Source organism: Rhodococcus qingshengii JCM 15477 (assembly GCF_023221595.1).
GTDB lineage: Bacteria > Actinomycetota > Actinomycetes > Mycobacteriales > Mycobacteriaceae > Rhodococcus_F > Rhodococcus_F qingshengii.
The window spans coordinates 1,357,418-1,373,969 of record NZ_CP096563.1 but is presented as its reverse complement, the minus strand read 5'-3'; the positions used below and the strand labels follow the sequence as shown (position 1 = coordinate 1,373,969).

Genomic DNA, 16,552 nt, shown 5'->3' with positions numbered 1-16,552 from the left:
ACACAAATCACGAGTAGCAATCTCGCCAGTTCGCGACGGTCGCAGGTCCGATCGCACCGTTACGGACAAACAAACCATAACGACCAATTTATGCGTTTGGCTAATTATCCCGGCGGGCGAGACTTTTGTTACGGCATGTCACATGATTAGCAATCACCACCACCGGGAAGTCGAAAGACGCCACTGAAAAGCCCGTCAATACGCCTGAACGTCCGTCCAGTCCGGGCGCTTCACGGGCGGAGAATTCTCAGATAAAGGAAGCTGTGACGATCAATTCGATCATCCCCGCCGGCAAGAGTGCGATCGGAAAGCTGGTCGGTGCGCCGTTCCACTTCGCATCATCGCTGCGCATGGCCAGGGTTTTTCACCCTCACGGGATCGAACTGAAGGGAACATTGAAGCCGGCCACCCCATGGTGGCCGGTATCGGAGTCGTCGACGATTACCGTCACCGCTCGAATGTCGAAAGCCCTCGGAACACCCGGAGACCTACCCGACGTACTCGGCCTGGCGCTTCGGTTGCACGATGTCGGCGCAGATGAAAACCCGTGGGACATTCTTCTCGCAACATCAGGACTTTCTACCTTCTCGAAAATGTTTCCAGCTCCGGCTTTCTCGTGGAACGGCGCGAGATACAGCACACTGGTTCCTTACTCACGCGCGGGCGGTGCCGCGGCGTGGCTGATCGTGACACCGCGCGGTGTCCATCCGGCCGGCACTTCTTTGTCTGCATTGAAAGCTGCGGTCGATCATTCCCCGCTGCACTTCTCCGTGTACCTCGCGAGAATTCAACTTCAGTTGATACCGATCGGGCATCTCTGTCTCGACGAGGTCGAGGACCACCCGGATTGCCTCCAGCCGTCCTTCGATCCGATTCTGAACAGGCCGGCCCACATGCGCATGCTTCCGGAGTGGCTCGCAGAAACGCGCAAGTTCGTGTATCGCGGTAGCCGCAACGGCCGAGGAGACACACAAAAGCGCGGTTGACCGGACTTGCCGATCAACCGCGCCGAAGCTCACTCAGCTTGTGAACTTGTCCTTGATATCCGAGACCTTGTCACTGACAGTGTCTCCGGCCTTCTTGACCTTCGCCTCGCCCTGATCGGCAACACCCTCGGCAGCCAGATCATCGTTGCCCGTGGCGTTTCCGAACTTTTCCTTCGCCTCGCCGATGAGATCCTCAGCGCGGTGCTTTGCCTTGTCGATGAAGTCAGACATGTATTTCTCCTTCTTGAATTCGGTGTGGATTCGGTCGTGCGTTCGGCCGTGGAATTCGGTCGTGGATTCAGTCGAACTCGAACTGCGTGGACAAATGCGTGTCAGCGTTTTCCGGTGACTGCCTTGACCAGGAACAGCAAGATGACAGCGCCGAGGAGGCAAGTGAGGAAGCTGAAGATCCAGCCCGCGCCCTCGACATCGACGCCGAAGACTCGAAGCAGGAAACCACCGATCAGACCGCCGATGACACCGACAACGATGTTGAGGAAGATCCCCTGCTGCGCATCGGTTTTCATGATCTTACTGCCGATCCAACCCGCCAGTCCACCGATGATGATCCAGGCGATGATACCGAGAGGAAGCATTTGGACTCCTTAGAGTAAAGAGGGGCGGCGCAATGAGAGACTGCCGGTAAAGGGAGAGTTCCGAGCGATCGGCCCGCGCAACTAGACCGTGATCGCGGGTAGTGTTTGCACACAACCGGACTCTCCACCGCACGACGCGGGGGATCGTGCACTCAGTAGCAGCCACATTGTCTGCTTACCTTTCTATCAGGTGTTCACGACAGAACCAAAATGACTGGCGATTCACCACATACGAGAAACGACACTCACCGACGCACACATGATCAGCGTCACGACGATCGCGATCGCCATCGAGGTCACGGTCGCCAGGAGCACCGTGACGCACAGTGCCACAGCAACATCCATGACTCTGTGCACGATCGGGAGGTCTACCAATACCCGGCCGTCGGGAGGCTCAAACCTCGATTGATCAGAGAGTTCTCGGCTCATCGCGTTTCGCGCTTTCCACGGCGATGTGAGTTCTGGTCGCGACGGATGGATCACCGACCACCGCAGCGACTTGATCCCCCGTGTCGGTGACGCGAGAAATCAGCTCGGACAACGTTTCCGATCCGGATACGACGCTACGTCTCAAAGTCACTCGCAAATCGATCGTGCGAACTCCACGATCGAGCAACGCTTTTCCTCGGACACGCGACACTTCGTCGAAGTCCTCCAGTGATGCGCTCGCCCCTTCCGCCACCGCACCCAGATCCGCGGTGATGGAATTGTGTGAGTTCGACCCATGGACGGCGATCTCCTTCACCCGACGCAGCGGCACATGCGCGATCAACCACCGCAACGCGAGGAGGACTAGCAGTACTCCCCCAGCTCCGACAGCCCATGGCCACCACGAGTGATCGACAAGATCTTCAGCCCACGGGATCTCGATACGCGCCGGGAAATCCTTGATCACGTCGCGATTCCACAGGATCGCTGCAACTCCCACCGCTATCGCGAGCATCCCCACGACGCATGTCGCCACGCGATCCATCGCCGTCGCCGTCCGAGTCATGACAGCGATCCCGTCTGGATACGAACCTTGATTCGCGGCGATGGTGACAGCGACCCGGCCAAGTCCCCCAGCACCGCACGGATTTCCGATTCAGCGGTGGCGGCTCCATCGGGCGTGACCGAGGCCTTCACTTCCAGCTTGCGCCGGGTCGCGTGTGACGAAGCGGATCGAACCTGGGCCAGTGACTCGACGCGAACAGACGCTATCGCCGCTACATCGGCGGGATCGATCCACGTATTCGCGACTCCGACCAAGGCATTGGCAGTCTTTCGTCGCGGTTTGAGTCCGAGGATGACGAACCACAGGCCGAGAACGACGGCTGCGATCCCCGCCGGCAACATCCAACCCTGGTACGCGAGCCCGTCCACATATGCGGCAGCACTTGGTATCCACTGCGACCCGGTGATCACGCCGGTATCCACCAGCGCGTCGCGGACGCCGACCACGCCGAGCGCAAGTAGCGCCGCGGCGATGAGGAATCCCGTGACGGCCGATCCGGGCGCCGCAAGGGGAACAGGAGCAGCAGCCCTCGAGGCAGTGGGTGGTGCGACCTTGTCGGCGGTCATCGCACTTTGCTTCCCGCGTCACGCGTGGTCGATGCCGGGAGAACGCTCACGATCGCCACGTCCACGCCGTCTACGTCCAGGCCCGATACAGACTGCAACTGGGTTGTCACGTTCTCTCGCACCGCGGTACCGATGACCGACAAGGATCCGGGCCACTCGATCGCGATGTCCACCTTGGCCCGTACCCGCTTGCCGGATACCAGCACTCGCGCCCTCGGCAATTCGCGCCCGGTCAGTTTGTCCATGCCGGCGGCGTGATGGCGCACCCCCGGGGTTCCGCGCGTCGCCTCGAGAACCAACTTCTGCGCGACTCTGTCTCGAATCGTCAGCGTTCCGCGATCGCCCGGCTCACCAAGCACAGACGACTCCGGTCGAGCTGTCTCAGCCACGTCCGCGACCCTTCAGCATCACACCGAGATCGAACTCGCCGTCACGCTGACCACCGACGAGGTATCCGATCACACCGAGAACCAGAGCGATGAGGAATCCGGTGAAACCGCCTGCAGCAGCTGCGACTCCGAGAAGTAGTCCTGCCAGTAGGCCGACAGTCGAGGTGGTCATGTGAATCCTCCGTTGTGGATGATGTTCGATGGTGCCTGTCAGATCTCGGTGTAGGTCTTGGCACCCGGAAACCGAGCGCGCACCCGCGTGTACTGGGCCCGAACGGGTTTGGCTATCTGTCGCATCGTGCCGCGCAGCGACGTGCGCACAACCACACCGATCGGGGATGCGAAGTCCCGGTCGACGCGTTCGAGTGCTCGATTGAGCGCGTCGGCAGATCCGCCCACGTCGGGGTGGTAGTTCCTGATCGCCCCTCGGCGTGCGGATCGTCGATCGGGAACTGAACCCCGAGAGTGCTCAGGCATCGTGCGCACGACCGACTACGTCTTCCACGGTCACGTTCACGGGGACTGTAACGAGTCCTGAAACCGCTTGGCGGATACGTAAAGCCGTGTCTCGAACGGCGGCGTCGGCGAAGATGCACACATGGATGTCTGTCGACGACTCCGTCACCCGCACGCCGACGACGCGGCGGCCGGGGAGGTACGTGCCAACCTCGCCGAACATTCCGGCATGAAGCGAGGCGACCCCAGGTATCCCCGTCACAGCCGCCGCGATGGTGTCGGCGATTTCGGAACTCACTGCACCCGTGCAGTCTTGGGCTCGCCGGTTTCGTCGTCACTACCCTCGTCGAGGTGAACGTCGTGAACCGTGATGTTCACCTCGGTCACCTCGAGTCCGGTCATCCGTTCGAGCGCCGCAATGACGTTGCGGCGAATGCCGGTGGCCAGATCGGCGAGCGATACGCCGTACTCGGCCACGATGTCGATGTCGACCGCTGCCTGCTTTTCGCCGACCTCGACCGATACTCCCTGGGAGTGGTTGACACTCGCGCCGGGGATCCGCTCGCGCAGTGCCCCGACAACCCGCGACGCTCCGCCGCCGACGTCGTACACGCCGCTCACCTCTCGCGTAGCGATGCCGGCAATCTTCGAGACAACGGTGTCGGCGATCGACGTCTTTCCTTGCGAACTCACGAGAGCCGAGTCGTTCGATGATGCAACATCCTTCGTAGATGCTGTCGCAACCTGCGTGCTGACCATTGTCATCTCCTCCTGTTGATCGATCTACCTGTGTAGTCGTCACTCGAAGGCAAAACCGAATGCCCCAGTCAGGTGACGTGCATCACTGACACTTGTTAGTTACTGTCCGTAACATTCAACGCCCCGGCCGGGCGAACAATCTTCGAACGCAGCCGAGTTTTCCGCATTTCCGCGAGAGGAGCGACTGTGGCGTTACCGCATACACAGGGGCTCACCGAAGCACCTGACGGTTTGGACACCGCGACAGTGAACGCTGCGATACTCGGCGACCGAGAAGCATTCGAGTCACTGGTGCACTACTACGGACCTGCACTTCACCGCTATGCGCGTCGCATGCTCGCAGACGAAGGTGACATTCTCGAGGTAGTCCAGGACACCTTCGTGGCCGCCTGGCGTCGACTCGATTCGTTTCGTGGCGAATCGTCGATGCGAACATGGCTTTTCGCGATCTGTTCCCGAAAGATCGTGGACAGCTATCGAATCAAGAGAGCTCAACCGATCGACGACAGATTGCTCGATCCTCTCGTGCCGTCTCCCGAGGCCGGCCCGTTCGACACGACCTCGAACTCCGCGTTCCTCGAGGCACTGGAAGAAGCGTTGGGTGAACTGCCTTATCGCCAGCGTGCGGCATGGACGCTGCGAGAGGTGGAGATGCTCACGTTCGTTCAAATCGGCAAGATTCTAAGACTCACCCCGGATGCGGTGCGCGGGCATCACCATCGTGCACGGGCTAACCTGAGTGAACGAATGACGAGGTGGCGATGACTGAATCACGAACCGACGCATTGATGGCGCACGCATCCGACGTCCTGCGGAACGCTCCCGAGCCGGGCTGGGATCGAATCAGCGACAAGGTGATCCGGGCGCTACGGTCGACCTCGGCGTCCGGTTGGCCGCTCGACGCACACGCGTCGGAAGGTCCACGTCTAGGCACTGTGTCGGTGAGCGATCACGTACTCCGCACCCACTTGGCCGCCGAGATACGTTCTCGGCACCACTGCTCGCCGAGCAGCATCGAGTTCTTCGTCGACGGCCACGAAATACGTTCACTACGTATCGAACTGGCAGCGCCATACGGAGTGGATCTGGCCGAACTGTCGGACCGGGTTCGGTTCACCGTCGTGGACGTCGTTCACCTGATCCTCGGCGACACGGACCCACCGGTCTCTGCAGAGAGCATCCACGTCGCCGTAGTCGACATCGTCGATGATCTACCTGCCGAAGGGAACACCAAAAGCCACTCCGAACACTAGGTGTTTGTTCGGCAAGTGTTTGGGAACCCGGCACTCATGACCACTCCCCCACCACCGGATCCGGGCCCCGCCCCCGACCCGGGGCCGCCGACACCACCGGCGCCGACACCACCCGATCCGATGAATCCGCCGCCCGTGCCACCGACTCCGACGCCACCGAACACGTACCCTCCGGATCCGATCCCGCAGATCTGACGTCGGCTGCCCCGAACTTCGGAGTTCAACCGCCGAGTTCGGCGATCATCTCGCTCAACGATTCTGCGGCGATACGTAGTTCACCTTCGTCGGGGTTATCGGGTGAGGACGGTAGACGTTCGGCCAACTGCTCGCGAGTGACAAGCGAGATACCCTCGAGACCGAACCCTTCTTCATCGGGGACGTAGATCTCGATCTCGCCCCCGACCGCTACCAGTTCCGAATGGGGGCCACTGCCCAGCAGTGCACGCAGGTGTTCGGTCGTCACGGTCATATGGTTCACGTGAAATCTCCTGCTTCGGTGACAGCTGACTTTGCCGGTATGGACTCGACGTGACGTACTGGCTCGACGTGACGCACTACTCCCTACTGAGTACCCCTCGCGGGTGAGCAGGAAACGACAAGTACATGAACAACGACTTCCCGAAGGAAACGCACACCATGAGTGAACAGAATTCCACCGACCGCACGGATCAGACGGACGAGCCGCAGACCACCGGCACCGACCACGGTCCGGGAACCGGCTCCGACACCGCACCCAAGGACGTTCAGACCGATCCGTCGGGCGAACGTACGTGGGCCGACGAGGGCGGAGCCTCGAGCACCGGCCCGGCGACTGACACCGACTGATCCCGGAAGGTCTGAACCATCGGGACCAAGGTCCCGTGGGCCGACGCTCACGGGACCTTGAAATCCGTACGGATCTAACGCTTTTCACCTGGGTTTTCGCGATGCGGTAAGGTAGGCACTCAGCACGGTTGAGTACCCAGCCGTTGAAGACGAGCACGGTTCGTGCGTTGCTTCCCGTGCCGTTTCCCGGTTTCGAACGAAACCGTTTCGAACCAGACCGTTCGAACGAACCGTTTCGAGCAATCCGTCAGGAGTTTCGATGAACGAGTTTTCGAGAACTACAGATGAGCGTACGGACAGTCCCCCCACCTTCACGACGACCTGTGCCGAAAACATTCAGTCGCTCGTGGTCAGCGGCGAGATCGACGTCCGGTCCCGAGCTGATTTCGCTGCCTGCGTCGACGACCTGATCGGTGAGCGACACCCGTTCGTACTCGACTGCTCGGACGTCCAGTTCATCTCCGTCGGAGGTCTTTCCATCATCGAGACTCTGTCGGCCAAGGCACGGAGGCTCGGCGTGCCGTGGACGCTCGTCGCAGCGCACCCTGTCAGGCGTCCGCTGTCTCTTCTGAAGATGGACACCGACATCGTGTACACCGACTCGACAGCCGATGCAGTCGCGTACCTGTCCTCGACCTCCGTCCTGGACGAGACCCTGGCGGAGCCGATGTCGGCGTGAGTACCGATCTCGAAAAGCTCTCCGAATTCGTCGTCGTCGCAAACCGACTGCCGGTCGATCTCGAAACCGACGAAGACGGAAGCAAGAACTGGAAGCGAAGTCCGGGTGGGCTCGTCACTGCGCTCGAACCCATCCTCCGACAGCGGGATGGCGCCTGGGTCGGCTGGCCGGGGGTCGCGGACGAGAAGGTCGATCCGATAGTGGTTGACGGCCTTCGTCTGTTTCCCGTCGAGCTGACCTCTCAGGACCTCGCCGAGTACTACGAGGGGTTCTCCAACGACACGTTGTGGCCGCTCTACCACGACGTTCTGGTGGCTCCGACGTTCGAGCGGTCGTGGTGGCACACCTACGTCGCAGTCAACCAGCGGTTCGCCGAGGAAACCGCGCGTTGCGCCGCGGACGGAGCGACTGTCTGGGTGCAGGACTATCAGTTGCAACTTGTGCCGGCGATGCTGCGCGAGCTGCGGCCAGATCTGACGATCGGGTTTTTTCTTCATATCCCGTTCCCTCCGGTCGAGCTCTTCATGCAGCTTCCGTGGCGCAAGGAGATCGTCAGGGGAATGCTGGGCGCCGATCTGATCGGCTTCCACTTACCTGGTGGCGCAAACAATTTCCTGTTCTTGGCCCGCAAACTTCTCGGCCTCAAGACGACGACCGCGGGCGTCGGTGTTCGAAGTGCGCTCGGGCATGTGGATTTCGATTCTCGCGTCGTCAAGGTGGGCGCCTTTCCCATCTCCGTCGATTCTGCCGAACTCGAGCGCCAGTCGAAAAGCGATTCGGTCCTGCGTCGCGCGCGCGAGTTGAAGGAAGAGCTGGGAAATCCCGAGAAAATCTTGCTGGGAGTCGACCGGCTGGACTACACCAAGGGTATCGACCTGCGGCTTCAAGCCTTGAAGGAACTCCTCGACGAGGATCGTCTGGATCCGGAGAAGTACACGATGGTGCAGCTCGCGACGCCCAGTCGTGAACGCGTGCAGCACTATATCGACCTGCGTAGCGTCATCGAAGAGCAGGTGGGCCGCATCAACGGTGACCACAGTCAGATCGGCCGCCCCGTCGTTCACTACCTGTATCAGCCGGTCGACCGTGAAGAACTGATCGCACTGTTCGTCGCTGCCGACGTCATGCTCGTGACGCCGATGCGCGACGGGATGAATCTGGTGGCCAAGGAGTACGTGGCCTGTCGTGGCGACCTCGGAGGTGCTCTCGTTCTCAGCGAGTTCACCGGTGCCGCAATGGAATTACGACAGTCATACCTGGTCAACCCGCACGATTTGGACGGCGTGAAGAATACGATCCTGACCGCGGTTCATCAGGATCCGAAGGAAGGCCGTCGCCGTATGGCTGCGCTGCATCGACAGGTCATGACACACGATGTGCATCAGTGGGCCGAGTCGTTCCTGACTGCGCTTGCCCCACCCGGACCGCTTCCGGACGATCAGTTCGTCACGGAGCGTGAGTCGAACTTTGCGCGCAACAACTGACCCTCACGGGCTTGCGTCAGTGCGCTCGGAGACTCGAGCTAGGATTGGTTTCAGTTCATCGTCAAGCAGCGGCTGCGAACTGATCTCCTCGACATAGCCGTGCAATGCTGCATCGGCCCAGAAAGACAGGCCGACCATGCCCCTCACGATGAAGTACTCCGAAACCTACAACGACGCTCTCATTGCGCTCGCTGCCGCTACTCATCGGCCGGCCAACGTGGTGAACCTGTTCGGCGAGTACGCCATTCGTGTTGACCTCGAATACAACCGGTTCCTTCTGGCGACCAATACCGCGGCTGGACTCTCCGATCGACCCGACAACGGAGAATCGTGGCTGGTGCGGTTCTTCCAATCCGAGAACACCGACACTCCGGATCGCCTCCTCGCGGAAGCGTCGCATCAATGGTTGGTCGATGCTTTGGACGCCGCGCTCGAACAGATCGCAGCGGCAGGGAACAAAATCTCCGCCGACGCGGACTTCGGCGACCCTACCCGCACCGAAACTCCATCCTGAACGGCATCGTCTCGAGCAGCACCACTAGTCCCCCTCGGCGGTCAACTGGCTGATTCGAGCCGCTAAGACTGCATTCTCGGCCTCGAGGGACAGAATCAGACGAATACCGACGAGGTTGACTCCGTCGTCGATCAGCGCGGTGATTCGTCCGAGCGTATCCAGGTCGGCCTCGCTGTACCGGCGCGTACCGCCATCGGTGCGGGTTGGTGTGAGCAAGCCCCTTCGCTCGTAAAGGCGCAGCGTCTGAGGTCCTACCCCGGACAGTTCAGACATCACTGAGATCCCGTACACGCCGCGCAGCGCCCGGGTCTGGGATTCCGACGTCACTGGAACCTCCTAGTTCGGTGTGGGCTGTCTCAATCGGCGTCACCCGACCTTAGCACCATCACGCAGTGAATCTGACGCCCAGGACATAGATTCAAGCGTGTCCAGGACCACTGACAACAAGAATCGTCGAGCAGAAAAGGCGTGAAATGGCAGATCAAAGCCGATTTCGACAAGATTGCACAATGCGCTTTCCTTCGCCCGCGTATCGAAGTAGCCTTGCCAATTATCTACATCGGCTGATATAGATTTTGTAGCACCTGAAAGCGCCATAACTGGAGCTCGAAGGCGCAGAACACCCAGACGTCGGAGTCGGTGGTTCAGCCGACTCCCTCACGGCACACTCTTCACCGGGAGCAAGATGACGACGATCGACATCCCGCCCACACAGGGCGAGAGCACCACCGGCATCGGAATCACTGTCGCAAGTGCGACTTTGACAACCGAAGAGGTCAAGCGCCGAATCGCGATGATGTACGGCGACCCGGTGACAGAGGAGCCAGTAGCACTCGCGCACTGAACCTGACCGACACGCGATCCGATTGACGATGGCGCGAGACCGCCCCACTGGAGGGCGATCCCCATCAAGACGAGAGGAAAACATATGTCCGAGTTCACCGTACCGGGACTGAGCAGCGCAGACGGTTCGTCCGTCGCCGATATTCTGCAGGAACGCCTCAGCGCCTACAACGATCTTCACCTCACGCTCAAGCACGTTCACTGGAACGTCGTGGGCCCCAACTTCATCGGCGTACACGAGATGATCGACCCCCAGGTGGAGTTGGTTCGCGGCTACGCCGACGATGTGGCCGAACGTATCGCGGCACTGGGTAACTCACCCAAGGGCACCGCGGGAGCAATCGAGCGCGATCGAACGTGGGACGACTACTCCGTCGGCCGCGACGACGCTCGTGCGCACCTCGCTGCGCTCGACCTCGTCTACACCGGGATCATCACCGACAGTCGCACCGCAATCGACAGCGTCGGCAAGATCGATCCGATCACCGAGGACATGTTGATCGGCCAGACGGCGCAGTTGGAAAAGTTCCAGTGGTTCGTTCGTGCTCACCTCGAGAACTCGGGTGGCAGCCTCGTACACGAAGGCGCGTCCACCGAGCAGGATGCCGCAAATGAGGCGCGTCAGAACTGACGCACCGTCCGCGGTTTCGGCCGATCGGGGGTCGGCCGAAATCGCACTCCCCACAACAGGAAAGAGCAAGAGCATGTCTGCGGACTCGCGCGGCACGTCGACACAAACACGTCGCGAGTATCAGATGTTCGTGTTGCAGCAGCGTTTGTTGTTCGGATCGATCGTGGCAGGCACCGCCCTTGGAGTTCTCGCGATCACCTACTTCTGAAATATCAGGGGCCGCAACCGTCGAAGACAGGACAGAAACGACACAATCATGAGTTCGAGCACTCTCCGCTCGATCGTTCGTAGCGATCGATTTGCGGCAAGCAGTTCTTCTCTTCTGCTCGTGGACAGCGATTTTCGTATCCAGGGCGCAAACGACGAATACCTTGCCGTATCCGGTCGCAGCCTCGATCAATTGCACCGAGTGGAAGTGTTCGAAGCCTTCCCCGACAATCCCGACGACTCGTTTGCCGATGGAATCTTCTCGTTGACAGCGTCATTCGAGCGCACGATGCGGTCCCGAACTCGGGACGCACTGCCTACTCAGCGTTACGACGTGCGCGACGAGCGCGGGAGCGGGATGTTTGTCACCCGCTATTGGAATACGGTGAATTCCGCCGTCACCGATGATGACGGCAGGGTCATCGGTGTGCTTCATCGTGTATACGAGGTTCAACGACCGCTGGCTCAGCAGTCCAGTTCGGCGTCAGACGTCCTCACCCGCCTTCGCGCGGAAAATGACGAACTGAGAAGAGCTTTGGATTCTCGGCCCTTGATCGAGCAGGCCAAGGGATTACTGATGGCCGAGCGTGAGTGCTCGGCCGACCAAGCCTTCGACTTTCTGGTCCAGATGTCGCAGGAATGGAACGTCAAGGTGCGCGACATCGCCGGTGGTCTTGTCGCCGCAGCAGAACGACGTGCCGTGGATCAAAAGAATTCCTGACGACCGGGATTCAAAAGTTGTACGGCTGGGTAATGACCGACCAGAGGTACCCCCGAAATCTTCCCCCTCGAGGGAGGAGCCTCGAAGGTCCCGCCGGTTCAGGCCGGCGGGACCGAGCTTTGCCTTAACACCCGACCTGGATCCGCGATCCGAGTCGAGTTCGTCACGCAGCGAAGGGAACGTCCATGTTCATGCGCTCCTACACATCTCCCAGGCCCCTTGCCGACGAGTGGGATTGGCAACTGTCCGGCACCTGCCGCGACACCGACCCCGCTCTGTTCTACGACGACACGAACGAGCGCGGCTCCAGGCGAGCGAAGCGCGAGAGTTCGGCGAAGCTGGTGTGCGCCAGATGCCCTGTCGTGCAGAGATGCCTGGTGCACGCCATCCAGACCGGGGAACCCCACGGAATCTGGGGCGGCATGACGGCGACCGAGCGAGAATCGTTGCGCAAAGCTCGAACTGAACCACTGATCAGTGCCGCGACGAGCTCACGAGAGTAGACAGGAACCTCAGGGCCTGGCCTCGTGGTGCCGCAAACCGTGCGTGCGGCGTCGCTCCTTCATCTCGGCTTCGAAGAGGTGCGGCACTCCGCCTGCCAGCTTGTCGCGCACCACTTTCTCGCATTCACGAAAAAACGACCAGTAGTTCTCGTCGAACTCTTCGACCAACTGGAAAGTCCAGCGCCCCTCGACCACGTTCCGGCCCATCAACTCGCCCTCGACCTGATCGGCCAGGTCGTCGTTGCCGCTGGATCGCAGTAGCTCGACGACCTCGTCGAGCATCAGATCGGCATGCCCTATCAGCTGATGGAAGTCGTACAGAGCACCGCGTGCCCGTTCCACCGTTTCAAGGGCGTTCGACAGCACTCCTGCCGCCTTCACCTCGTCATCAGTGACACCTTCCGGTCGTATGTGTACGGGGATCTGTCTGTCCGAATGGGTGTCCATGAAGCGGCTGTACCCGATCGACGCGAAAATGAAAGATGAGGATTCGGTACGTCCGCACCACAGGTGATGTGTCTCACAATTCATCCTCTAGTTCGGGTAAAGAGGGTTAGTTCGCCGGGCGAAGGGTAATCCAAGGCCATGAATACTTCCGGGGTAGAGATGGCTGGCACGCACGGCCGGTACCGGTCCTTGCCTCGGTCCGCCGGAATTACGCCACATCTACCTACAGGAAGCCCCTTGATCCCTCTGTCGAGTCCGACCGAAACCGAACTAACTCACGACTCCATCGCCTCGCTCCGCGTCCGCGCGTCGTACTCTCAACTTCCCACTCTGCGCGGAATCACCCGAACGGTTGCCAACAACACCGGACTCGATGTCGACGGAACAGCCGACCTTGCTCTGGCGATGGACGAAGTCGCGAGCATCCTCATCGGCCACGCGATACCGTCCAGCGACTTGACCTGCCGATTCGACACCGTCGGCCGCACACTTCGGACTGTCGTGTCCGTGATCGCGCACTCCGAGATACCCGACAAGTCGCACAGCTTCGGATGGTTCGTTCTCGAAGCGCTGGTCGATTCCGTCCGCTTGGAACAGTCGGAAATCGACGCGGACGGTCACATCACCCTGACGATGACGCTTGAAAAGGGCTTGCCCCAGGAGCGTGCGTGACCGCTGTCCCACCGGACAAGAAGGACCAGTACGAAACAGCTGTCGAACTGTTCGTCTCGATGGCCTCGCTTCCGCCGAATGATCCCAGCCGAGAAAAAATAACCACCTCGATCATCGAACTATGCCTACCCCTGGCCACACACGTCGCTCGCCGATACCAGGGGCGTGGCCAGCCTTTCGAGGACTTGGAGCAAGTTGCTCGCGTCGGGCTCATACAGGCCGTGCAGCGATTCGACGTCGACAAAGGATCGGATTTCCTCTCGTTCGCCGTCCCGACCGTCATGGGTGAGGTTCGCAAGCATTTTCGCGATCACGGCTGGTCCGTGCGAGTGCCTCGTAGCCTTCAGGAACGGCACCTTGCCCTCAACCGGGCGCTCACGACTTTGTCCCAGACGCTCGGACGTGCACCGACAGTCGCGGAACTCGCCAAGGAACTCGACATCGAACCGGACGAGGTCGAACAAGGTTTGACCGCCGGTAATTCGTACCGAACCACACCGCTCGACACCGCTTCCGCCGGCGACGGGAGTGGTCTGACTCTGATAGACACTTTGGGACAGTACGACGAAGCGATCAGTCGGATCGACAATCACGAAACCCTGCGGCCCGCGCTCCTGGCACTACCGGAGCGCGAGCGCACGATCGTCGTTCTCAGATTCTTCGGCCATCTCACCCAATCCCAGATTGCCGAAAAGGTCGGCATCTCTCAGATGCATGTATCCAGAATCCTCACTCAGTCACTGAAGCAGCTACGCACCGAGATGGGTGAAATCTTCTGAAGGTACGTCTCGAGGATCAGATGTATTCCTGTGCAAGACGTTCCAGCTCGTCTCGATCGATGAGACCGGGCTGGCCGATGTCGAGGGCCTCGAGATACTTGTTGGCGAGGCGGTAATCGTGCCCCCACCGGCCGTGCTCGCCGTCCTGCTCGGTGCGCTGCACACTGGAACCGGGCGGAACCTCGTCCCGCAAACCGTTGGTCTCCGCGCCGATCAGTGTGTCGAGCTTGGTCGAGATGGCCGTGAGTGCATCGCGGTCGTTCATCTGATTCCCTTCGTCCGGTGACGCTGATCTTCCACCATACCGAAGCGTCGACCAAAAACATTGCACCGCTTAATATTCGACCTCTCACCTGGACCGATTCACGCCCTCGAGCTACACTGAACGGTACCGAGGTTGAGAATACAGCCGGGGTTGAAGCCACTGGCGCTCGGTTCGCATCAAGGCTCTGGATCAGGTGAGCATTTCCTGCGCACATCTGTACTGTTCATTTCCATTGAGCTCTAAAGCTTTCCACGCCTGGACGCATTAACTTTCCGCGCCGCCAGATCGGTCGTCAGCCTTTCGATGAAAGCACACAGACCGGATCTGCCATGAATCTGAATGAACTCGACCACACACCGATCGATTCCATCGATCCCTCAACACAATTGGGGCCGATCGTGGAAACGCATGGTTTCGCGGCCTGGCGGATAGCGCCCTCGACAGTCCTGATCCAGGTCGAGGTCGACCTCGACAAACTCTCCGCCCCAGCACTACGAGAACTTCTCAACTCGTACGCTGCGGAGTGGTCTCGCGTCATTCTGGACTTGTCCAACTCACTGTTCGTCGGTGCGGTCTGCCTCGAACTGTTCGCCGAGCTGAACTCCCGTTCGCGAGCCAACGACTTCCAGTGGGCCGCGATCGGGTCACACCCGCTTCGACGCTTGCTTCGCGCGGCACGGGCGGAAGAGGAATTCCCGGTCACCAACTCTGTCGAGGGAGCAATGCGCGCGCTCGACGAAGCAGAGAAGTCACTCGAAGCCTCCTGACGCGACGGCTGCACCGGCGTCGAGCGCCGGGCGCTCGCAGCGACTAAGGTTCGTCGGGCTGTCCGACGAGCTGAGAGAGACCGAGAATGACAATCGCCAAGCGCCTCGATGCCTTGCAACAGAAGCATCCGGCCCTGGGGTTCCCGATAGCGGTCCTCTACAAGTTCCTCGACGATCAAGGTGTTTATCTAGCCGCGCTGATCGCTTACTATGGCTTCGTCTCGCTCTTTCCTCTTCTTCTGTTGCTCTCGACCATTCTCGGCTTCGTGCTGTCGGGCAACCCTGAGCTTCAGCAACAGATCTTGGACTCCGCGCTGCATCAGTTTCCGGTGATCGGTGACGACCTGGGCAATGCGCAACAGATCGGCGGCGGTGTCACGGGTCTGGTGATCGGAATCGTCGGTGGTCTCTACGGTGGCCTCGGTGTCGCTCTGGCTTGCCAGAACGCGATGAACACGGTGTGGTCGGTGCCCCGAAACATGCGACCGGATCCCATCCGCGGGCGTCTCCAAGGGCTACTACTCCTCGGCACGATCGGTCTCGCGATCTTGGGGACCACCGCTGTCTCCAACATCGGCGGTGCGCTTCATCTGGGCGGTTCGTTCAGCTTCCTACTGACCCTTGCGGTAGTCGTCTTGAATGCGGGCATCTTCATCGTCGCTTTCCGGCTCACCTGCGCCCGCCCGCTCTCGGTAGCCGATGTGGCACCTGGAGCGATCGCCGCTGCTGTTCTCTGGCAAGCACTTCAGTCCTTCGGTGCCCTCTATGTGACCTCTGTGGTGCGGGGTGCCTCCACCACCAATGGCGTCTTTGCCATCGTTCTGGGTTTGTTGGCCTTCTTGTTCCTCGCTGCAGCCTCGATCGTCATGTGTGCGGAAATCAACGTCGTGCGAGTCGACAAACTCCATCCGCGGGCGTTGTTGGCTCCGTTCACCGACAACACCGAACTCATCGAAGGCGATCGGCGCACCTTCGCCGATCAAGCAAAAGCACAACGCGCGGTTCCCCACGAGAACATCCATGTGACGTTCGACGGGCACACCAAACCCGACGATTCGGACTGATCTCGACCCCGATCGAGTTGGGTATTTGGTCCCCTCCTCGGTATCGGGGTGGCATTCTGCGCCGCGAATCCAGATTTAACACAGGTGTTGTCATTTCGCGCTGCATCGAAGGGACGAATACATCACAGCAGGTAAACGCGCATAGTTGAACA

30 protein-coding genes are annotated in these 16,552 nt (G+C 60.3%); 16 read left to right on the top strand and 14 right to left on the bottom strand.

The window, feature by feature from the left end; all coding sequences use genetic code 11:
- Positions 1–263: 263 nt before the first annotated feature.
- Positions 264–986: a hypothetical protein gene (locus M0639_RS06365; RefSeq protein ID WP_064074611.1), complete on the top strand. Its 723-nt coding sequence runs from the start codon at positions 264–266 to the stop codon at positions 984–986.
- 33 nt (positions 987–1,019) lie between these two features.
- Here M0639_RS06365 and M0639_RS06360 read toward each other — a convergent pair whose 3' ends face one another.
- From M0639_RS06360 to M0639_RS06320, 10 genes are all read right to left on the bottom strand, one after another.
- Entirely contained in the window at positions 1,020–1,217 is a 198-nt protein-coding gene (locus M0639_RS06360; RefSeq protein ID WP_007726588.1) for a CsbD family protein, read from the bottom strand.
- Between the two features lie 101 nt (positions 1,218–1,318).
- Positions 1,319–1,582, bottom strand: a complete 264-nt coding sequence (locus tag M0639_RS06355) for a GlsB/YeaQ/YmgE family stress response membrane protein (protein WP_003943661.1) — start codon at positions 1,580–1,582, stop codon at positions 1,319–1,321.
- 222 nt (positions 1,583–1,804) lie between these two features.
- Entirely contained in the window at positions 1,805–1,927 is a 123-nt protein-coding gene (locus M0639_RS34915) for a hypothetical protein (protein WP_003943707.1), read from the bottom strand.
- A gap of 64 nt (positions 1,928–1,991) precedes the next feature.
- A complete protein-coding gene (locus tag M0639_RS06350; protein ID WP_063314883.1) occupies positions 1,992–2,576 on the bottom strand; it encodes a hypothetical protein in 585 nt (194 codons plus the stop codon).
- Positions 2,573–3,142: a DUF6286 domain-containing protein gene (locus M0639_RS06345; protein ID WP_019747451.1), complete on the bottom strand. Its 570-nt coding sequence runs from the start codon at positions 3,140–3,142 to the stop codon at positions 2,573–2,575. Before M0639_RS06345 ends, M0639_RS06350 begins: the two co-directional genes overlap by 4 nt.
- Positions 3,139–3,531 (bottom strand): Asp23/Gls24 family envelope stress response protein, encoded by a 393-nt coding sequence (locus M0639_RS06340; protein WP_064074610.1) that lies wholly within the window; start codon positions 3,529–3,531, stop codon positions 3,139–3,141. Before M0639_RS06340 ends, M0639_RS06345 begins: the two co-directional genes overlap by 4 nt.
- A complete protein-coding gene (locus tag M0639_RS06335) occupies positions 3,524–3,703 on the bottom strand; it encodes a hypothetical protein (RefSeq protein WP_003943629.1) in 180 nt (59 codons plus the stop codon). The genes M0639_RS06340 and M0639_RS06335 overlap by 8 nt, the downstream gene beginning before the upstream one ends.
- Positions 3,704–3,741: 38 nt before the next feature.
- Positions 3,742–3,930 carry a hypothetical protein gene (locus M0639_RS06330; protein ID WP_223258031.1) on the bottom strand — a complete coding sequence of 63 codons (189 nt, stop codon included), beginning with the start codon at positions 3,928–3,930 and terminating at the stop codon, positions 3,742–3,744.
- A 70-nt stretch (positions 3,931–4,000) separates the two neighbouring features.
- Entirely contained in the window at positions 4,001–4,285 is a 285-nt protein-coding gene (locus M0639_RS06325; RefSeq protein WP_064074608.1) for an Asp23/Gls24 family envelope stress response protein, read from the bottom strand.
- Positions 4,282–4,746 carry an Asp23/Gls24 family envelope stress response protein gene (locus M0639_RS06320; RefSeq protein WP_003943699.1) on the bottom strand — a complete coding sequence of 155 codons (465 nt, stop codon included), beginning with the start codon at positions 4,744–4,746 and terminating at the stop codon, positions 4,282–4,284. Before M0639_RS06320 ends, M0639_RS06325 begins: the two co-directional genes overlap by 4 nt.
- Before the next feature lie 186 nt (positions 4,747–4,932).
- Here M0639_RS06320 and M0639_RS06315 point away from each other — a divergent pair, with 186 nt between their 5' ends.
- Together M0639_RS06315 and M0639_RS06310 are read left to right on the top strand one after the other, a co-directional pair.
- Positions 4,933–5,511, top strand: coding sequence for an RNA polymerase sigma factor (locus tag M0639_RS06315; protein WP_007726571.1), 579 nt, complete (start codon positions 4,933–4,935; stop codon positions 5,509–5,511).
- A complete protein-coding gene (locus tag M0639_RS06310; protein WP_218960345.1) occupies positions 5,508–5,999 on the top strand; it encodes a hypothetical protein in 492 nt (163 codons plus the stop codon). Before M0639_RS06315 ends, M0639_RS06310 begins: the two co-directional genes overlap by 4 nt.
- A 220-nt stretch (positions 6,000–6,219) precedes the next feature.
- Here the strand turns inward: M0639_RS06310 and M0639_RS06305 are convergent, their stop codons facing one another.
- A complete protein-coding gene (locus M0639_RS06305; RefSeq protein ID WP_007726566.1) occupies positions 6,220–6,468 on the bottom strand; it encodes a hypothetical protein in 249 nt (82 codons plus the stop codon).
- A gap of 167 nt (positions 6,469–6,635) precedes the next feature.
- Between M0639_RS06305 and M0639_RS06300 the strand changes: the two genes are divergently transcribed.
- The 4 genes from M0639_RS06300 (at position 6,636) to M0639_RS06285 (ending at position 9,501) form a co-directional block, all read left to right on the top strand.
- Positions 6,636–6,824 carry a PI-type proteinase gene (locus M0639_RS06300; protein WP_136472457.1) on the top strand — a complete coding sequence of 63 codons (189 nt, stop codon included), beginning with the start codon at positions 6,636–6,638 and terminating at the stop codon, positions 6,822–6,824.
- A 259-nt stretch (positions 6,825–7,083) separates the two neighbouring features.
- Positions 7,084–7,503 (top strand): STAS domain-containing protein, encoded by a 420-nt coding sequence (locus M0639_RS06295; RefSeq protein WP_007726563.1) that lies wholly within the window; start codon positions 7,084–7,086, stop codon positions 7,501–7,503.
- A complete protein-coding gene (locus M0639_RS06290; protein ID WP_064075809.1) occupies positions 7,500–8,987 on the top strand; it encodes an alpha,alpha-trehalose-phosphate synthase (UDP-forming) in 1,488 nt (495 codons plus the stop codon). The genes M0639_RS06295 and M0639_RS06290 overlap by 4 nt, the downstream gene beginning before the upstream one ends.
- Before the next feature lie 136 nt (positions 8,988–9,123).
- Complete coding sequence (locus tag M0639_RS06285; RefSeq protein WP_007726560.1) at positions 9,124–9,501, top strand: hypothetical protein; 378 nt, start codon at positions 9,124–9,126, stop codon at positions 9,499–9,501.
- A 24-nt stretch (positions 9,502–9,525) separates the two neighbouring features.
- Here the strand turns inward: M0639_RS06285 and M0639_RS06280 are convergent, their stop codons facing one another.
- Positions 9,526–9,828: a MerR family transcriptional regulator gene (locus M0639_RS06280; RefSeq protein WP_003943719.1), complete on the bottom strand. Its 303-nt coding sequence runs from the start codon at positions 9,826–9,828 to the stop codon at positions 9,526–9,528.
- Between the two features lie 358 nt (positions 9,829–10,186).
- Between M0639_RS06280 and M0639_RS06275 the strand changes: the two genes are divergently transcribed.
- The 5 genes from M0639_RS06275 (at position 10,187) to M0639_RS06260 (ending at position 12,406) form a co-directional block, all read left to right on the top strand.
- On the top strand, positions 10,187–10,345 hold the full coding sequence (locus tag M0639_RS06275; RefSeq protein ID WP_003943664.1) for a hypothetical protein: 159 nt from the start codon (positions 10,187–10,189) through the stop codon (positions 10,343–10,345).
- A gap of 84 nt (positions 10,346–10,429) precedes the next feature.
- The gene (locus M0639_RS06270) at positions 10,430–10,975 is read left to right on the top strand and encodes a Dps family protein (protein ID WP_003943731.1); all 546 of its coding nucleotides are present in this window, start codon (positions 10,430–10,432) and stop codon (positions 10,973–10,975) included.
- Positions 10,976–11,048: 73 nt separating this feature from the next.
- A complete protein-coding gene (locus tag M0639_RS34910) occupies positions 11,049–11,183 on the top strand; it encodes a hypothetical protein (protein ID WP_256082897.1) in 135 nt (44 codons plus the stop codon).
- A 48-nt stretch (positions 11,184–11,231) separates the two neighbouring features.
- On the top strand, positions 11,232–11,903 hold the full coding sequence (locus tag M0639_RS06265) for an ANTAR domain-containing response regulator (RefSeq protein ID WP_042452311.1): 672 nt from the start codon (positions 11,232–11,234) through the stop codon (positions 11,901–11,903).
- Between the two features lie 185 nt (positions 11,904–12,088).
- Entirely contained in the window at positions 12,089–12,406 is a 318-nt protein-coding gene (locus M0639_RS06260) for a WhiB family transcriptional regulator (RefSeq protein WP_003943622.1), read from the top strand.
- A gap of 9 nt (positions 12,407–12,415) precedes the next feature.
- On the opposite strand, the gene M0639_RS06255 is transcribed toward M0639_RS06260, so the two are convergent.
- Complete coding sequence (locus M0639_RS06255; protein ID WP_039972685.1) at positions 12,416–12,853, bottom strand: hypothetical protein; 438 nt, start codon at positions 12,851–12,853, stop codon at positions 12,416–12,418.
- Between the two features lie 237 nt (positions 12,854–13,090).
- Between M0639_RS06255 and M0639_RS06250 the strand changes: the two genes are divergently transcribed.
- Positions 13,091–13,525 (top strand): ATP-binding protein, encoded by a 435-nt coding sequence (locus M0639_RS06250; protein ID WP_003943620.1) that lies wholly within the window; start codon positions 13,091–13,093, stop codon positions 13,523–13,525.
- Entirely contained in the window at positions 13,522–14,304 is a 783-nt protein-coding gene (locus M0639_RS06245) for a SigB/SigF/SigG family RNA polymerase sigma factor (RefSeq protein WP_003943639.1), read from the top strand. Before M0639_RS06250 ends, M0639_RS06245 begins: the two co-directional genes overlap by 4 nt.
- 16 nt (positions 14,305–14,320) lie before the next feature.
- Here the strand turns inward: M0639_RS06245 and M0639_RS06240 are convergent, their stop codons facing one another.
- Positions 14,321–14,569 (bottom strand): hypothetical protein, encoded by a 249-nt coding sequence (locus M0639_RS06240; RefSeq protein ID WP_003943680.1) that lies wholly within the window; start codon positions 14,567–14,569, stop codon positions 14,321–14,323.
- Positions 14,570–14,898: 329 nt separating this feature from the next.
- Between M0639_RS06240 and M0639_RS06235 the strand changes: the two genes are divergently transcribed.
- Together M0639_RS06235 and M0639_RS06230 are read left to right on the top strand one after the other, a co-directional pair.
- On the top strand, positions 14,899–15,336 hold the full coding sequence (locus M0639_RS06235; RefSeq protein WP_054187566.1) for an STAS domain-containing protein: 438 nt from the start codon (positions 14,899–14,901) through the stop codon (positions 15,334–15,336).
- 86 nt (positions 15,337–15,422) lie between these two features.
- Positions 15,423–16,400, top strand: a complete 978-nt coding sequence (locus tag M0639_RS06230) for a YihY/virulence factor BrkB family protein (RefSeq protein WP_003943713.1) — start codon at positions 15,423–15,425, stop codon at positions 16,398–16,400.
- Positions 16,401–16,552: the final 152 nt, after the last annotated feature.

Excerpts from the sequence above, each read along its gene's own strand:
- M0639_RS06320 (WP_003943699.1), bottom strand. The coding sequence starts at position 4,746 with ATGGTCAGCACGCAGGTTGCGACAGCATCTACGAAGGATGTTGCATCA.
- M0639_RS06275 (WP_003943664.1), top strand. The coding sequence starts at position 10,187 with ATGACGACGATCGACATCCCGCCCACACAGGGCGAGAGCACCACCGGC.
- M0639_RS06265 (WP_042452311.1), top strand. The coding sequence starts at position 11,232 with ATGAGTTCGAGCACTCTCCGCTCGATCGTTCGTAGCGATCGATTTGCG.
- M0639_RS06305 (WP_007726566.1), bottom strand. The coding sequence starts at position 6,468 with ATGACCGTGACGACCGAACACCTGCGTGCACTGCTGGGCAGTGGCCCC.
- M0639_RS06270 (WP_003943731.1), top strand. The coding sequence starts at position 10,430 with ATGTCCGAGTTCACCGTACCGGGACTGAGCAGCGCAGACGGTTCGTCC.
- M0639_RS06255 (WP_039972685.1), bottom strand. The coding sequence starts at position 12,853 with ATGGACACCCATTCGGACAGACAGATCCCCGTACACATACGACCGGAA.
- M0639_RS34910 (WP_256082897.1), top strand. The coding sequence starts at position 11,049 with ATGTCTGCGGACTCGCGCGGCACGTCGACACAAACACGTCGCGAGTAT.
- M0639_RS06300 (WP_136472457.1), top strand. The coding sequence starts at position 6,636 with ATGAGTGAACAGAATTCCACCGACCGCACGGATCAGACGGACGAGCCG.
- M0639_RS06230 (WP_003943713.1), top strand. The coding sequence starts at position 15,423 with ATGACAATCGCCAAGCGCCTCGATGCCTTGCAACAGAAGCATCCGGCC.
- M0639_RS06335 (WP_003943629.1), bottom strand. The coding sequence starts at position 3,703 with ATGACCACCTCGACTGTCGGCCTACTGGCAGGACTACTTCTCGGAGTC.
- M0639_RS06295 (WP_007726563.1), top strand. The coding sequence starts at position 7,084 with ATGAACGAGTTTTCGAGAACTACAGATGAGCGTACGGACAGTCCCCCC.
- M0639_RS06360 (WP_007726588.1), bottom strand. The coding sequence starts at position 1,217 with ATGTCTGACTTCATCGACAAGGCAAAGCACCGCGCTGAGGATCTCATC.
- M0639_RS34915 (WP_003943707.1), bottom strand. The coding sequence starts at position 1,927 with ATGGATGTTGCTGTGGCACTGTGCGTCACGGTGCTCCTGGCGACCGTG.
- M0639_RS06310 (WP_218960345.1), top strand. The coding sequence starts at position 5,508 with ATGACTGAATCACGAACCGACGCATTGATGGCGCACGCATCCGACGTC.
- M0639_RS06355 (WP_003943661.1), bottom strand. The coding sequence starts at position 1,582 with ATGCTTCCTCTCGGTATCATCGCCTGGATCATCATCGGTGGACTGGCG.
- M0639_RS06240 (WP_003943680.1), bottom strand. The coding sequence starts at position 14,569 with ATGAACGACCGCGATGCACTCACGGCCATCTCGACCAAGCTCGACACA.
- M0639_RS06350 (WP_063314883.1), bottom strand. The coding sequence starts at position 2,576 with ATGACTCGGACGGCGACGGCGATGGATCGCGTGGCGACATGCGTCGTG.
- M0639_RS06235 (WP_054187566.1), top strand. The coding sequence starts at position 14,899 with ATGAATCTGAATGAACTCGACCACACACCGATCGATTCCATCGATCCC.
- M0639_RS06285 (WP_007726560.1), top strand. The coding sequence starts at position 9,124 with ATGCCCCTCACGATGAAGTACTCCGAAACCTACAACGACGCTCTCATT.
- M0639_RS06260 (WP_003943622.1), top strand. The coding sequence starts at position 12,089 with ATGTTCATGCGCTCCTACACATCTCCCAGGCCCCTTGCCGACGAGTGG.
- M0639_RS06345 (WP_019747451.1), bottom strand. The coding sequence starts at position 3,142 with ATGACCGCCGACAAGGTCGCACCACCCACTGCCTCGAGGGCTGCTGCT.